The sequence below is a fragment of the Sphingobium chungangianum genome (genome assembly GCF_977014255.1).
Genome location: NZ_CDRNIV010000006.1, coordinates 2,622,967 through 2,637,023, shown reverse-complemented (window position 1 = coordinate 2,637,023; position 14,057 = coordinate 2,622,967). Strand labels below are relative to the sequence as shown.

Annotated in this window: 18 protein-coding genes and 1 pseudogene; 5 read left to right on the top strand and 14 right to left on the bottom strand. The window is 62.5% G+C overall.

Annotated features, from left to right (window positions below; all coding sequences use genetic code 11):
* Positions 1-23: 23 nt before the first annotated feature.
* Positions 24-1,253, top strand: coding sequence for a TIGR04063 family PEP-CTERM/XrtA system glycosyltransferase (locus ACWNC0_RS20035; RefSeq protein ID WP_449474177.1), 1,230 nt, complete (start codon positions 24-26; stop codon positions 1,251-1,253).
* Positions 1,254-1,288: 35 nt separating this feature from the next.
* Entirely contained in the window at positions 1,289-2,119 is an 831-nt protein-coding gene (locus ACWNC0_RS20030; protein WP_449474175.1) for a hypothetical protein, read from the top strand.
* A 10-nt stretch (positions 2,120-2,129) separates the two neighbouring features.
* Here the strand turns inward: ACWNC0_RS20030 and ACWNC0_RS20025 are convergent, their stop codons facing one another.
* Both ACWNC0_RS20025 and ACWNC0_RS20020 read right to left on the bottom strand, forming a co-directional pair.
* A complete protein-coding gene (locus ACWNC0_RS20025) occupies positions 2,130-2,501 on the bottom strand; it encodes a hypothetical protein (protein ID WP_449474173.1) in 372 nt (123 codons plus the stop codon).
* Entirely contained in the window at positions 2,498-2,683 is a 186-nt protein-coding gene (locus ACWNC0_RS20020; protein WP_097092364.1) for a hypothetical protein, read from the bottom strand. The genes ACWNC0_RS20025 and ACWNC0_RS20020 overlap by 4 nt, the downstream gene beginning before the upstream one ends.
* A 116-nt stretch (positions 2,684-2,799) precedes the next feature.
* Here ACWNC0_RS20020 and ACWNC0_RS20015 point away from each other — a divergent pair.
* Positions 2,800-3,470: pseudogene (locus ACWNC0_RS20015) on the top strand (S24 family peptidase).
* 51 nt (positions 3,471-3,521) lie between these two features.
* The gene (locus ACWNC0_RS20010) at positions 3,522-4,439 is read left to right on the top strand and encodes an XdhC family protein (RefSeq protein ID WP_449474171.1); all 918 of its coding nucleotides are present in this window, start codon (positions 3,522-3,524) and stop codon (positions 4,437-4,439) included.
* A gap of 9 nt (positions 4,440-4,448) precedes the next feature.
* Here the strand turns inward: ACWNC0_RS20010 and ACWNC0_RS20005 are convergent, their stop codons facing one another.
* The 4 genes from ACWNC0_RS20005 to ACWNC0_RS19990 form a co-directional block, all read right to left on the bottom strand.
* Positions 4,449-4,634 (bottom strand): YbdD/YjiX family protein, encoded by a 186-nt coding sequence (locus ACWNC0_RS20005; RefSeq protein ID WP_449474169.1) that lies wholly within the window; start codon positions 4,632-4,634, stop codon positions 4,449-4,451.
* On the bottom strand, positions 4,631-6,679 hold the full coding sequence (locus ACWNC0_RS20000) for a carbon starvation CstA family protein (RefSeq protein ID WP_449474168.1): 2,049 nt from the start codon (positions 6,677-6,679) through the stop codon (positions 4,631-4,633). Before ACWNC0_RS20000 ends, ACWNC0_RS20005 begins: the two co-directional genes overlap by 4 nt.
* Before the next feature lie 64 nt (positions 6,680-6,743).
* Positions 6,744-7,202 carry a DoxX family protein gene (locus ACWNC0_RS19995; protein WP_449474167.1) on the bottom strand — a complete coding sequence of 153 codons (459 nt, stop codon included), beginning with the start codon at positions 7,200-7,202 and terminating at the stop codon, positions 6,744-6,746.
* On the bottom strand, positions 7,180-7,614 hold the full coding sequence (locus tag ACWNC0_RS19990; RefSeq protein ID WP_449474165.1) for a pyridoxamine 5'-phosphate oxidase family protein: 435 nt from the start codon (positions 7,612-7,614) through the stop codon (positions 7,180-7,182). The genes ACWNC0_RS19995 and ACWNC0_RS19990 overlap by 23 nt, the downstream gene beginning before the upstream one ends.
* Before the next feature lie 115 nt (positions 7,615-7,729).
* Here ACWNC0_RS19990 and ACWNC0_RS19985 point away from each other — a divergent pair, with 115 nt between their 5' ends.
* Positions 7,730-8,287 carry a 2'-5' RNA ligase family protein gene (locus ACWNC0_RS19985; protein ID WP_449474164.1) on the top strand — a complete coding sequence of 186 codons (558 nt, stop codon included), beginning with the start codon at positions 7,730-7,732 and terminating at the stop codon, positions 8,285-8,287.
* A gap of 85 nt (positions 8,288-8,372) precedes the next feature.
* On the opposite strand, the gene yihA is transcribed toward ACWNC0_RS19985, so the two are convergent.
* The 8 genes from yihA to ACWNC0_RS19945 form a co-directional block, all read right to left on the bottom strand.
* On the bottom strand, positions 8,373-9,020 hold the full coding sequence (yihA, locus tag ACWNC0_RS19980; protein WP_449474163.1) for a ribosome biogenesis GTP-binding protein YihA/YsxC: 648 nt from the start codon (positions 9,018-9,020) through the stop codon (positions 8,373-8,375).
* A 13-nt stretch (positions 9,021-9,033) separates the two neighbouring features.
* On the bottom strand, positions 9,034-10,734 hold the full coding sequence (gene yidC, locus ACWNC0_RS19975) for a membrane protein insertase YidC (RefSeq protein WP_449474161.1): 1,701 nt from the start codon (positions 10,732-10,734) through the stop codon (positions 9,034-9,036).
* 36 nt (positions 10,735-10,770) lie between these two features.
* A complete protein-coding gene (gene yidD, locus ACWNC0_RS19970; protein ID WP_066526720.1) occupies positions 10,771-10,983 on the bottom strand; it encodes a membrane protein insertion efficiency factor YidD in 213 nt (70 codons plus the stop codon).
* A gap of 2 nt (positions 10,984-10,985) precedes the next feature.
* Positions 10,986-11,366, bottom strand: a complete 381-nt coding sequence (gene rnpA, locus ACWNC0_RS19965; protein ID WP_449474678.1) for a ribonuclease P protein component — start codon at positions 11,364-11,366, stop codon at positions 10,986-10,988.
* A 32-nt stretch (positions 11,367-11,398) separates the two neighbouring features.
* Positions 11,399-11,533 carry a 50S ribosomal protein L34 gene (rpmH, locus tag ACWNC0_RS19960; RefSeq protein ID WP_013848777.1) on the bottom strand — a complete coding sequence of 45 codons (135 nt, stop codon included), beginning with the start codon at positions 11,531-11,533 and terminating at the stop codon, positions 11,399-11,401.
* 266 nt (positions 11,534-11,799) lie between these two features.
* Complete coding sequence (locus ACWNC0_RS19955) at positions 11,800-12,570, bottom strand: DsbA family protein (RefSeq protein WP_449474159.1); 771 nt, start codon at positions 12,568-12,570, stop codon at positions 11,800-11,802.
* Positions 12,567-13,916 (bottom strand): M48 family metalloprotease, encoded by a 1,350-nt coding sequence (locus ACWNC0_RS19950; RefSeq protein WP_449474677.1) that lies wholly within the window; start codon positions 13,914-13,916, stop codon positions 12,567-12,569. Before ACWNC0_RS19950 ends, ACWNC0_RS19955 begins: the two co-directional genes overlap by 4 nt.
* Positions 13,916-14,047: a hypothetical protein gene (locus ACWNC0_RS19945; RefSeq protein ID WP_449474157.1), complete on the bottom strand. Its 132-nt coding sequence runs from the start codon at positions 14,045-14,047 to the stop codon at positions 13,916-13,918. The genes ACWNC0_RS19950 and ACWNC0_RS19945 overlap by 1 nt, the downstream gene beginning before the upstream one ends.
* Positions 14,048-14,057: the final 10 nt, after the last annotated feature.

Sequence of the window (14,057 nt, the reverse complement as noted above, 5' to 3'; positions counted from 1 at the left end):
CCTTTTACGGCACAAGAAGCGTCATGACTCGGATACTCCATGTGCTCGATCACAGCCTGCCGATGCATAGCGGCTACACCTTCCGCACGCGTGCGATCCTGCGAGCGCAAATGGCGCAGGGCTGGGATGTGCGGGGAATCACCGGATTGCGTCACGGCGCCAAAGGCCCAGCAGAAGAGGTCGTGGACGGCCTTCATTTTCATCGCACGCCGGGCACACCGGCAACCGGCAATCCGTTGTTGCGCGAATGGCGAGACATCGCGGCGCATGCGGATGCCATCGATTCGCTGATCGCTCGGTGGCGGCCGGATGTTATCCACGCCCATTCGCCCGTGTTGAACGCCATGGCGGCGCAACGCGCGGCCAAGCGGCATGACATTCCGATGATCTACGAAATCCGCGCCTTCTGGGAGGATGCAGCGGTCGGAAACGGCACCGGCACCGAGGGCAGCCCACGCTATTGGCTGACGCGGCAACTGGAAACGCATGCGGTGCGCGCGGCTGATGCCGTCGCGGTCATCTGTGAAGGGCTGCGTGACGATCTGGTTGCGCGCGGGATCGATCCGGCCAAGATCATCGTTTCGCCCAACGGCGTGGATATGGAGCAATTCGGAACACCGGTGCCGCGCGATCCGGCGCTTACCGCAAGGCTGGGGCTTGAGGGCGCCGATGTGGTCGGCTTCATCGGCAGCTTCTACGATTATGAAGGTCTGGATGACCTCATCGCCGCGATGCCCCGGCTGGTGCGCGCGCGGCCCAAGGTCAAGCTGCTGCTGGTAGGCGGCGGTCCGCGCGAACAGGCACTGCGCGACCAGGCGACGGCCTCGCCCTTCGCCGACCATATCGTTTTCGTAGGGCGCGTCCCTCATGATGAGGTCGAGGATTATTATGCGCAAGTCGATGTCCTCGCTTATCCGCGCAAGGCTATGCGGCTCACCGACCTTGTGACCCCGCTCAAGCCGCTGGAGGCAATGGCGCAGGGACGGCTGGTAGCTGCCTCCAATGTCGGCGGTCATCGCGAGTTGATCGAACATGGGGTGACCGGCACGCTGTTCGCGCCCGGCGATCCCGCGGCCATTGCGACCGCTTTGGCAAAGATGTTCGCTGATCGTGGGTTTTGGGACGATCGGCGGGCGACGGCTCGCGCCTTTGTCGAACGCGAGCGTAACTGGTCGTCAAATATTCTGCGTTATGGGCCTGTCTATGAGCGGTTACTGGCGCAGCGGATCGCGCGCGTTCGCGCCGCCGCCTGAACGGAAACATGGCGGCGGTTCGACTTCATAGGGCGATGACCCCGGCCGTGCTGGCAGGGCTGGCGGTCGCGCTGATCCTGTTGGCGATGCCCGTGGGACTGGTCGAGACAATCGTCGCGTCGAGCGGACTAAGCGAAGCCTTGCCCGCCGCCGCGCCGCCGTTGGGGTTGAAAGCGCGCCTGCTTGTTGCAGGCTTCGGCGCGCTGATGGCGATGGGCTTCGTAAGTTTCAACGCGGCGCCCATGCCGATGAAAAAGGATCGACGCTCTCGCAGCGTTACAGGAGTGAGTGATATGGGTTTTGCATTGCCGAAGCTGAACTGGCTGTCTCGCGGCCGGACCTCTGGAGCCTCCAGAATATCGCGCCCGCTGATGCGCCGCGCCGACGCGCATCCGGACGCCCCGGCGCGTGCGCCCATCTTCGCGAGCCGCGACTTTGGCGGCCTGGAGATTTTCCCCCGGATTGGCCCTGCGCGGGGTGAACAGTTCGAATCGGCTCAACCGGAAGCGGAGGCCATAATCCTGCCCGGTGAGCCGACGCCAGCAGAGGCCCCGGACATTCATTCAGCGGTCGATGCCGAATTTGAAGCGGTGAGCGTCATTGCCACCGATTCCGCCCCCGCCGATCTGTCCAACGACATCCCGCCAGTTCCCAGCCTGCCTTCGCTGGCTGAACTCACCGCGCGGTTCGAGAAAGGCCTAACCGATCGTGTGCGTGGCGCCAGGACTGCCGCCGCCGACGGTGTCATCGCTGACATGCCGACCGAACAGCGGGTCCCGGTGCGGGATCGGGTCGAGGATGATGTCGATCAGGCGCTGCGCGCGGCGCTTGGCACATTGCGGGCCATGGCGGATCGGGCGCGCTGAGGACTGCCGCTCACCAATCTTCGATGGTGAGCGCCGACAGTTCGATCCACTCCTCTTCCAAAGCCGACCTGCCGCCATCAATTATGATGTCGGCGACAAAATGCCTGGGTAGCGTCCATTCGGCTTCCTCCAGCCCTTCGGCGAACCGGGCTCGCCGATCTTTAGCGTCCGGCCCCTTAATCCGCAGCGTGATGACGTGCCGCCTCCCCTGGAACAATGCGCTGGCCCAGGGACGGCTGATAGCGCGTTCGATGCTGACGGGTTCGCCCGCACGCTCGATCAATTGGGCGAGCAGTCGGGGCAGGGGGTCCTGTCCACTCAGGCGCCTTCCTTCATTTTCGACCAGTTTCCGGCCTTGGCGGAGATGATCCAGACTTGTCATTGACCCGCGCTCCTGCGATATGTGTTCATGAAATGTTCTATACGTCTCTTGATCCGTTCCCCCGGTTCGCGACCTTGACGCAGGTCGAACACCAGACGGGGATCGCGAACGCTTTCACGGCCAAAGCGTGTCGCCGGAATGCCGTTGTCCCGCAGGAACTTCTCTACGGCGCGAATCAGCATGCGGTTCAATCTCCTCTCTTCGATGCGATTCGCCCCCTGCGAATCCCTAAGTGTTTTCCTATTTCTCCCCCTATTTCCTACTTGTCTAGGAAAATTCCTATCATTATGGATGAATCATGATCGGTAATGGAGAAGATCCGCGCGTTGTGCTGGAACGGCTGATTGCCGAGAGGGGGAGAATTATGCCGACCTGTCCCGCCTGCTGAAGCGTAACCCGGCCTATGTTCAGCAGTTCATTAAGCGCGGCACGCCCCGCAAACTGGATGAGGAGGACCGGCGGGTGCTTGCACGCTATTTTGGCGTTGCCGAAGACCTGCTGGGTGGGCCGGGGCGCCAAGCCCCGGTGGAAAGGAAATCGCGGCCTCTGCCCGCAGTGGTGCCTGTGCCGCGCCTGTCGCTTGGCGCGTCGGCCGGACCCGGTTCGCTTGACGAGGATGAGCGGGCGGCGGGTGTCATGGCTTTCGACGCGAACTGGTTGCGCCATCTGGGCGTGAAGCCTCAAAGAGTATCCATCATCCGGGTGGATGGCGAATCGATGGCGCCGACGCTCAATGATGGTGACGAGATCATGGTCGACCATGATGATGACGCGATGCGGCTTCGCGATGGGGTATATGTGCTGCGACTGGACGGCGTGCTGATGGTGAAGCGTATCGCGATGGGGCCACGCAGAGGGCTGTTCAGTGTGCGCAGCGACAATGTTCATTATCCCGACTGGGTGGACATCGACCCATCGCTGGTGGCGATCGTTGGCCGGGTCGTATGGACCGGGCGGCGGCTCGTCTAGCTTGGCGAGACGTTGGCGGTCTCTTATGTGCGATGGGCAAGGAGGCCGGGATTGAACGACAATGACGCGGTGATACGCAAGGCGATCGAGTGGCGTGGCGCGCCCATGGCGCTGGCGACGGTCGTATCGACATGGGGATCGGCCCCCCGGCCGCGTGGCAGTCATATGATCGTCCATCGCGACGGCCGTTTCGAAGGCAGCATTTCAGGCGGTTGTGTTGAGGCCGACGTCCTGCAACGGGCGGAGGAGGTCATTGCGGGCCGCCCGGCGCATCTCGAACGCTATGGCGTTGCCGATGATGACGCCTGGTCCGTGGGCCTTCCCTGCGGAGGCGAGATCAGCGTGCTGGTCCAACCGGTGGAGGAGGGGAGCTTCGCGCCCGCATTGTTCGACCGGATTGCTGAGGCTCGCGATGAGGGGCGGTCCCTCGTCCTTTCCACCGACCTTGGTACAGGCATCACCCGTGAAGCAGTGATCGAGGGTCAATTCCAGAACCGCTACGATCCGCCGCGCCAGTTGCTGATCGTGGGCGCGGTGCAGATCGCCCAATCCTTATGCGCGCTTGCCCAGGCCATGGGCGTCAGACCCGTGGTGATCGATCCGCGCGGCCGCTTCTTGACGGAGGAGCGTTTCCCCGGCGTCGAGTTGGACGATCGCTGGCCCGACGAGGCGATCGCGGCGCGCCGCCCCGGTGAAGCGACGGCGGTCGTGACGCTCAGCCATGATATCAAGATCGACGATCCCGCTCTCGCCACTGCCCTGCGCGCGCCGACCGGCTATGTCGCGGCGCTGGGATCGCGAAAGAGCCATGCCGCGCGGTTGGAGCGCCTATCGGCAATGGGCTTTTCTGCGGAGCAACTTAAGCGAATCGATGGCCCGGCGGGGCTCGACATCGGCGCGGTGGGCGCGGCTGAGATCGCCCTGTCCATCGCAGCGGGCATGATCGCAGGCTTCAACGCGCGCAGTTGACCGCCGCCCTCAACAGCATTTGCCGCCATTCTTCCCGCCATAGCGCGCCTCCTGCCGATCGCGGAAAAACTCGGTAGGCGTCATGATCGGTTCGCCGGGATGATGCATGTGCATATGCTGGGCATAGCCCTCATAATCGGGGACGCCGACCATCATCATCGCCATCCGGCGCATCCTGTCGAACAAGCCGATCATTCCGCTGGCACCAGAGAAGCGGGGATTTCGCGCGCCGTCGGCGCATCGGCCCGCCGTGCGGCAAGGCAGGTGCGGACGGTGAAGAACAGCAGCGAAAGCACCACCATCAGGAAGATGGCGACCAGTCCGGCGTCCACCCGGTCGTTGAAGACGATCTGCTGCATTTCGGCCATCGACTTGGCAGGGCTAAGCAACTTGACCTCGTTCGCCGCTGCCGAGAATTTCGCCGCATGCGCCAGGAAGCCGACCTTCGCATCGGCCGAAAACAGCTTCAGCAGTCCGGCCGACAATGTGCAGACCAGCAGCCAGGCCGTCGGGATCATCGTCACCCAGGCATAGCGGTTCCGCTTCATCCGGAACAATACCGCCGTCGCCAGCATCAGCGCGATCGCCGCCAGCATCTGGTTGGAAATGCCGAACACCGGCCATAGCGTATTCACGCCGCCCAGCGGGTCCGTGACGCCCTGATAAAGGAAGAAGCCCCAGGCCGAAACCGTCAGCGCGGTGGCCACCAGCCCCGGCACGATACCCGCTGTATCCTTGAAGCGGGGCACGGCCAGCCCGATCAGGTCCTGCAACATGAAACGGCCCGCGCGCGTGCCTGCATCAACCGCCGTCAGGATGAACAGCGCCTCGAACAAGATGGCGAAATGATACCAGAAGGCTTTCATCGCAGGCCCGCCGACCACATGGGAAAAGATTTCCGCCATCGCTACGGCCAGCGTTGGCGCGCCGCCCGCGCGAGAGATTATGGTATGTTCGCCCACATCTCGGGCGGTCTGCGCGATAAGGTCAGGGGTAATAGGGAAACCCATCGCCGTGACCGCTGCCGCCGCGCTGTTGGCGTCTGTGCCAATGACCGCCGCCGGGCTGTTCATCGTGAAGTAAATACCCGGATCGAGGATCGACGCACCTACCAGCGCCATGATCGCGACGAATGCCTCCATCAACATCGCGCCATAGCCGATCAGCGACGCGTCGCTCTCGCTCGCGATCAGCTTGGGTGTCGTGCCGCTGGCGATCAGGGCGTGAAATCCTGATACCGCGCCACAGGCGATGGTGATGAACAGGAAGGGGAAGAGTCCGCCCGACCAGACCGGGCCATTGCCGTTTACGAATTGTGTGACGGCATGCATTTTGAGCGGCGGCGCCATGATGACGATGCCGATGGCAAGCGCGGCGATGGCGCCGATCTTGAGAAAGGTCGACAGATAGTCGCGCGGCGCCAGTAGCAACCACACCGGCAACACCGACGCCACCGCCCCATAGCCGATCAGGATCCAGCACAATTGCATCGGCGTGAAGGTGAAGACCGGCCCCCATAGCGGCGATTGCGCGATGGATTGCCCATATATGATCGCCGCCAGCAGGCCGATGAGGCCGATCAGCGACACCTCGCCAATCCGCCCCGGCCGTATCCAGCGCGTATAGGCGCCCATCAGCAGGGCGAGCGGCACCGTGGCGGCAACGGTGAACATGCCCCAAGGGCTTTCCGCTAGCGCCTTCACCACGATCAGCGCCAGCACGGCCAGGATGATCACCATGATCATGAAGGCGCCGAACAGTGCGACCGTCCCTGCGGCCTGCCCCATTTCCATGCGGATAAGCTCGCCCAGCGATTTGCCATCGCGGCGCATGGAAATGCACAGGACCATGAAATCCTGCACCGCGCCCGCCAGCACCACGCCCACGATGATCCAGATAGTGCCGGGCAGATACCCCATCTGCGCGGCAAGGACTGGCCCCACCAGAGGCCCAGCACCCGCGATCGCCGCGAAATGATGGCCGAACAGGACCACCCGGTCGGTCGCGACATAATCAAGCCCGTCCGCTCGCCTCAGCGCGGGCGTGGGCCGTGCAGGATCAAGCCGCATCACATGCCGCGCAATGTAGAGCGCGTAATAGCGATAGGCGACCAGAAAGCTGCTGACCGCCGCCACGACGATCCAGAGCGCATTGACCGCCTCGCCCCGGGATATCGCAACCACTGACAAGGCGATCGCCCCGACTATGGCCGTCAGGATCCAGGGGATGTGCCGGGTCATCACTCTCTCTATCTTTGTTCGTGGAAGGCGGCCGCCACAGTAGGGCCGCCCATTTCAAAGACAATCATTGATATGGGACGTCACGTGTCCGCCCGAACGGCCATTCGATTGCCGTGCTGGACCACAAGGCCCACCATATGATCAACGGCTGCAACAGCAGGCGCGGGCCGTGATACCACCAGCTCAAATGCACGCCGCTCAATGGAATATCGTTGAGCGCATGGTTCAGATTGGCTGGCCACACGCAAAGGGCGTAAAGGGCAAGGCCGATCCCGGCGGCCCTACGCAGTCTAGGGATATGCAATCCCGCAGCGCCCGCAATTTCCGCCACGCCGGTCAGCGCGATGATGTCAGCGGGGTGGGGGACCCAATTTGGCGTGATGGCGATGAAGCCGCCGGGCCGGGTCAGATGGGCGACGCCCGCGATCAGATAAAATAGGGACAATATCCAGCGTGACGCCGTCCTGAAGCGATCTCGCTTGCCCGTCCATCCGTCAAGATCAGAGCTGGACCTCCCCTTCATCCTCTCCATCCCAATAATGCGCCCGTTCCGCGCCGACCTTGATCATCACGAGCCCCGGCGTGTCGATGCCTTCATCGAACCAGCGGTCAAGATCGCTGTTCCAATGCGCCTTGAATGCCGCCTTGTCACGGACAAGATCGGCGCGTCCTTCTATCGCCACGAATAGTGGCCGCTGCTTCAACAACCCGGCCGAACCCTGAAACGCCAAGCCAACCTTCGGGTCGCGCTCGATATCGTGGACCATGACGGTGTCGTCGGTGGTGAAATAATAGCTGTCGCCATCATAATCGACGTCGCGATTGTTGCTCATCGGCCGTGCGGCGATCTGGCCACCTTCAGCGCGAGTGGAAAGCATGGCGAAGTCGATATCCTTCATCTTCTTCGCCAGCTGCGGCAGCGTGAGCTGAGCCATCGGACACTCCTTGGTTGAGACCATGCCCAACGTCCGAATGGCGGATCGGCTCCCAGGACTCGCTATCAACGCAATAGGAACATATAGTGAACATATCGACTCGAAAGGATCAGCCATGCGCCATGACATGCGCGCCGACACCAAATATCGTCTCTTTTTCGCGCTGAAGCCGTCGGCGATCATCGCGCGCCAGACCGATCATTTCGCGGAGACACTGGGCGGCGGGGAGCGCCGCATCCGGCCGGAGCATCAGCATGTCACGCTGGCCGTGACGGCCGATTATATCGAATATCCCTATGCGGTGATCAAGGCATTGCTGCGGGCAGGGACTACGGTCGAAGCTGAACCTTTTGACATGAGGCTCGACCGACTAAGTTTCAGCAATCGCTCCGCCGCCCTGCGCCCTTCGCGATCCCTGCCGCTGCTCAATCAATTACAGAAGTCGATCATCGACGCGATGCGGGGGGTAGGCGTGGCCTTGCGCCCCGGCTGGACCTTCAGCCCGCACCAGACGCTATTCTACAGGGATGGCCCTCCGGCGCAGCAAAGTATCGACGGCTTCCTGTGGTCGCTCGACCAGTTTGTCCTGGTTTGCAGCCATGTGGGCCGCACCCGGCACGATATTCTTGGCACCTGGACGCTTAAAGGAGACGGGCAATATGAACTGTTCTGATCCCGGCCTTGGCTGTTTGGCGAATGGGATAGCTTAATGCGTCAGCGGAAGGGGGGGCGCCTGCTGCTCCGCTTTAACAGAGACCTCACCCTTCGGTGACACTCGCTAGAACGGCCGCCCGAAGTTCCGCTATGCCCATGCCCTTTTCGCTTGAGGTCGGGATAATCTCGGGATGGGCAGCGGGCCGTTTCCGGACGGCATCGCCAGTCGCCTGGATCACTTCGGCGAGATGGCTGGCCTTTACCTTGTCCGCTTTGGTCAGGACGATGCGATAACTGACGGCCGCCGCGTCCAGCATGTCGAAAATCTCATTATCGACATCCTTGATGCCATGACGGCTATCGATCAGCACGAGTGCGCGCTTCAGCTTCGCCCGCCCGCGCAGATAGTCGTTCACCAGGAAGCGCCACTGGCGCACCATGTCCTTGGGCGCGCGCGCATAGCCATAGCCAGGCATGTCGACGAGACGAAAGCGCAGCGGGTCGCCGACATCGAAAAAGTTCAGTTCCTGCGTCCGTCCCGGCGTGTTCGACGTGCGGGCAAGCCCGTTGCGGCCCGTCAGCGCGTTCAGCAGGGACGATTTGCCGACGTTCGATCGGCCCGCGAACGCCACTTCATTGACCGACATGTCGGGCAGGAACTTCAAATCCGGCGCTGACTTGAGAAAGGTGATCGGCCCGGCGAACACCTTGCGCGCTTCCTCGATCAACTCTGCCTGTTCCTGCTCGTTCACTTGGATATCCGCCTTATTTCGCCGGAGCCGCGTTCAGCACGGGGTGGCGCTTGTAGAGCCACCACTGCTGCAGCATCGACAGGCAATTGTTGGTGATCCAGTAGACCAGCAGGCCCGCAGCAAACGGCGCCATGATGAACATCATCATCCACGGCATGATTGAGAAGATCTGCTGCTGCATCGGGTCCATCTGAGCCGGATTCAGCTTGAACTGCAGCCACATCGAAATGCCCAGCAGCAGCGCCAGCACGCCGATCGCCAGGAAGGACGGCGGGGTGAAGGGCAGCAGGCCGAACAGGTTCAGGATATGCAGCGGATCGGGCGCGGACAGATCCTTGATCCACAGCACGAAGGGCTGATGACGCATTTCGATCGTCAGCTGCAACACCTTGTACAGCGCGAAGAAGATCGGGATCTGGATGAAGATGGGCAGACAGCCTGCGAGCGGATTGACCTTCTCGCGCTTGTACAGCTCCATCATCTCCTGCTGCAGCTTGGGCTTGTCGTCCTTATATTTCTCCTGCAGCGCCTTCATCTTGGGCTGGACCGCCCGCATCGCCGCCATGCTGGCGAACTGACGCTGGGCCACGGGGAACATCAGCGCGCGGACCACGAAGGTCAGGCAGATGATCGCGACGCCGAAATTGCCGATATGTTCGAACAGCCAGTGCAGCAGCGCGAAGATCGGCTTCTCGAACCAGTAGAACCAGCCCCAGTCGATAGCCCGGTCGAACAGCGGAATGCCCGCATCCTGATAGGCTTCGAGCGTCTTCACTTCCTTCGCGCCCACGAACAGGCGCACCGTCTGGGTGACGGCCTTGCCCGGCGCCAGCATGGTCGGAGCCAGGCTGTAGTCGGCCTGATATTGCGTGCCGGCACCCTTACGGAACTGACCCTCAAATGCTGCCTTCTGGTCGGGGACCAGTGCCGACAGCCAATATTTGTCGGTGAAGCCCAGCCAGCCGCCTGTGGACTGGAAGCTCTGGCTGGAAGGACCCTTGTTCAGGTCTTTGTAGTTCACATCATAGTTGGCAGCGCCGTTGAACACGCCCATCGGGCCGACATGGATGGTCCAGGTGTCCGGGTCCTTGGGGATGCCGGTGCGGTTGATGTAACCATAAGGCTTCACCCCGACCACGCCAGTGCCGCTGTTCACGACCTTCTGCTGCGCGGTGATCATGTAATTATCATCCACCGACAGGCGGATTTCGAAGGCCTGGCCCGCACCATTGTCCCACCGCAGGGTCACGGGGTTGGTCGGGGTCAGTTCCTTCGCGTCGGCCGACCAGACGGTGTTCGCGTCAGGCGCCTTCAACCCTTCGCCTTGCCAGCCGAAGCCAGCGAAAAAGGCGTCGCTCGTGCCCGAAGGGCTGTAGAGCCGGATCGCGGGCGAATTTTTCGCGATCGTTTCGCCATAGGTGGGCAGCACGATATCGTCGATGCGAGCGCCCTTCAGGTTGATGGAGCCGGTCAGCTTGGGCGTACGGATCGCGACGCGCGGGCTTTCCTTCAAGACCAGGGCGCGATCACGAGTCGCGGACGGACTGCTCGCTACCGGGCTTGATCCCTGCGCCACCGGCGTGGTCTTGCCCCCTTCGATCTTCGTCGCGGGCGGGTTCGCGGCAGGGAAGAAATGCTTGGCAATATAGGGCCAGCCGAACAGGATCGCTGCGGTCAGTAGCACCGCCAGAACAATATTCTTCTTGTCGTCCACGCTTGTCGGCTCCGCCGTGTCTTGTGAAAATTCGTATCAGGGGACCGGGTCGTAGCCCGAACCGCCCCAAGGGTGGCATCGCATTAGCCGCTTCGTGGCGAGCCAGCTACCCTTCACCGCACCATATTTGCGGATGGCCTCAATCGCATATTGCGAACAGGACGGCGCATAGCGGCAGCTGGGGGGCAATATGCGCGAAGGGCCAAGCTGCCAGAAGCGCGCAATCAGGATAAGCAGACGAGCGATCATTGCTACTGAGCGCCCTGTTCGCGAGAAGGTTTCTTTCGCGGAGGCCCCCGATGGGTGCCAGCAGGGCGGCTCATCACCTTGCCCAAGGCCTTTTCCAGTTCCGACCGGAGCAACGCAAAGTCGCGCTCGATACCTTCGGAACGGCCGATCAGCACATGGTCGGCGCCCGCGACTCCGTGGGTGGGCAACAAGTCCCGCGCCAAGACGCGAAAACGGCGCTTCATCCGGTTGCGGATGACAGCGCCGCCAATCTTTTTCGTAACCGTGATGCCGATACGCATCGCCGGATCGCCATCGCCACGTTCGCGCACCAGCAGGACAAAGCCCGGCATCGGTGCGCGCCGCCCACGATTCGCCGCCAGGAAATCAGCGCGCCGCCTCATCATGGCTGGCGCGCGATCCGGCGGCGCGTCGTTCAGGCGCTCAGGCTCTTGCGGCCCCGCGAACGGCGGGCGCGGATCACATTGCGGCCGCCGGGGGTCGCCATGCGAGCGCGGAAACCGTGACGGCGCTTCCGAACCAGATTGCTCGGCTGATAGGTGCGCTTCATCGTTCATTCCTCAAGCAAAACGTCAAAATCGGGCGTGACAAAAAAGGGCCGCCGATGGGCGACCGCATGTCAGGCGGCGTCCGATAGGCAAAAGCGGGGGACGAGTCAATGGCGGAGGAGGAGGGATATGCTCAACATGTTCCCTCTCCCCTTCAGGGGAGAAGGCTAGGGAGAGGGGAGCAACGGATGTGCTGTGCGTTCCCCTCTCCCGCCTTCGCTACGCTCGACACCCTCTCCCCTGAAGGGGAGAGGGAGAAGGTCGCCCACTACTTCGCCCGTACCGCCGCTACCGCTTGCTTGAGCGCATCATAACCGACCGCGCCGTTCAGCACCTGATCACCTACGACGAAGGTCGGCGTCCCCGTAGCGCGCAGCTTTTGCGCCAGCGCGATGTTCGACTGGATTTCACCATCATATTTGCTGTTGGCCATGGCCGCCTCCGCAGCCTTTCCGTCTATCCCGACCTTGGCGGCGGCGCCCAATATGGTGTCCCGCGTGACCTTCCCACTGGCATAGAGCGCCCGATGGAAAGGCATATATTGGCCCTTTTCCGCCGCCAGCAGCGACACCTTGGCCGCATCGGCGCTCTCGTCGGACAGGATCGGCAATTCACGATAGACGACCTTCACCCCCTTGTCCTCGCCCACCAGCTTGGCGAGGTCTGGCAGGGACGCGCGGCAATAGCCGCATGCGTAATCGAAGAATTCGACCACCGTGACATCGCCGTTGGCCGCACCTTCCCACGCGCCCGCATAGGGCGTTTCGATGGCCTTGCGGCTTTCGCCGATGCTGTCCGACACGCGTTTCGCCTGCAGCCGCTCTACTGCCTCGGGAATGATCTCGGGATGCTCCAGAATATAGTCGCGCACGATCTTCTCGATCGCGGCCTTGTCTCCGGCGGCGACGCTGCCGCTACTCTGCATGCCTAGAGCCGCGCCAGCGGCAGTGGCCGCGATGAAGGCGAGGGCGCCAATGGTCATCTGGATGGTCCTGTTGGAAAGAGCGGCGCGAATGCCGGGTCGAGAGGTTTCGGTCATTTCTTCTTTCGCTTCTGCTCGACGGCTGCGCGGGAGACCATGGCGATATCCTGTGCCCGCAGATAGTCAACCGTGCCGGGCTTCAATCCCTGCATGGCCGCGTCCGCGCTGCGCAGCGCCATCTGGTCGTCGCCCATCAGGGCATAGCGTTCCGCCGTGGCCAGCGCCGCGCGGGGCGTGTCACCACGCCGTTCATAGACGACGCCGAGCTGATACCAGGCGAAGGGATTTTCCCGGTCGCGCGCCACAGCATTACGCAGCACCTGTTCGGCTTCGGCGAAGTTCTTGTCATCCTCCGTAGCGATGAGCGCATGGCCCAGCATCGTGGCGATCAAGGGCTGCTGCGTCAGTTGCACGGCCTCGCGCAGCGGGGGGATGGCGTCGGCGGGCTTGCCGCTTTCCAGCAGCACCTGACCCTTGAGTTCCAGGAAATAAGGGTCATGCGGCTGCGCTGTCAGAAGGGCGTTCACCTCGGCGATCGCCTTGTCGGGATAGGCGCTTTTATGCCACGCGTAAGCGCGCGCATAATGCGCAGGGAGAGACTGATCACTCTCGGGATATTTGATCAGCGTTTGCGTGGGTTCGGAAACGAAGCCGACCAGCTTGGCCTTGATGCGTTCGAACCGGGCTTCCAGCTTCGGATCGATCGGTTTGTCCCAAGCGGGATCGACCGTATACACTTCCCGCAGAACATTGATGCGTTCGCCGGACAGCGGATGCGTGCGGCCGTAGCTATCCTCCTGCGGGATCGCGAGACGATATTCCTGGTTCTGTAACTTCTTGAAGAATTCCAGGCTGCCCTTGCCCGATAAGCCCGCCTTGCTCAAATAGCGCGCACCGGCAAGGTCGGCCGAGCTTTCCTGCGCGCGCGAAAAGGCGAGATATTTGCCCATCGCCGCTTGCTGGCCCATGCCCAATATGCCCATGCCCGCTTCCGCGCCGCCTGCCGCAATCGCAGCGGCGCCCAGGACAAGGCTGAGCAGGGTGATGCCGGTCGCCGCCTTCATGCCTTCCGAGGACCGGATGATATGGCCGCCCTCGATATGGCCGAGTTCGTGCGCGACGACCCCTTGCAGCTGGTTCACATTGTCTGCGGCGGCGATCAGGCCGCTATGAACCCAGACATATTGTCCGCCCGCGACGAAGGCGTTGATTTCCGGATCGTTGAGAACCAGCACCTGGACATTGCGCGGTTCCATCCCCGCCGCGCTGACGAGCGGCCCCGACATGTCCGCCATGAAAGCTTCGGTTTCGGCGTCGCGCAGAATCTGTTGCGCCAGCGCGGGCTGGACGATGAATGCCAGCGACGCAGCAGCAATCGCGGCGGCGCGCAGCCAGCGGCGCATCATGGCCGATCACCATGGAGCAGGTAAGAACGCAGCATGTCCGCCCGCCTGCCAGCATCGCCATGAACTTCGCCTGAAGCGAGAACGCCGCCACCTTTCCGGAAAACCGGCAAGGCGGCGGCGTCGCTCATCGGGCGGACG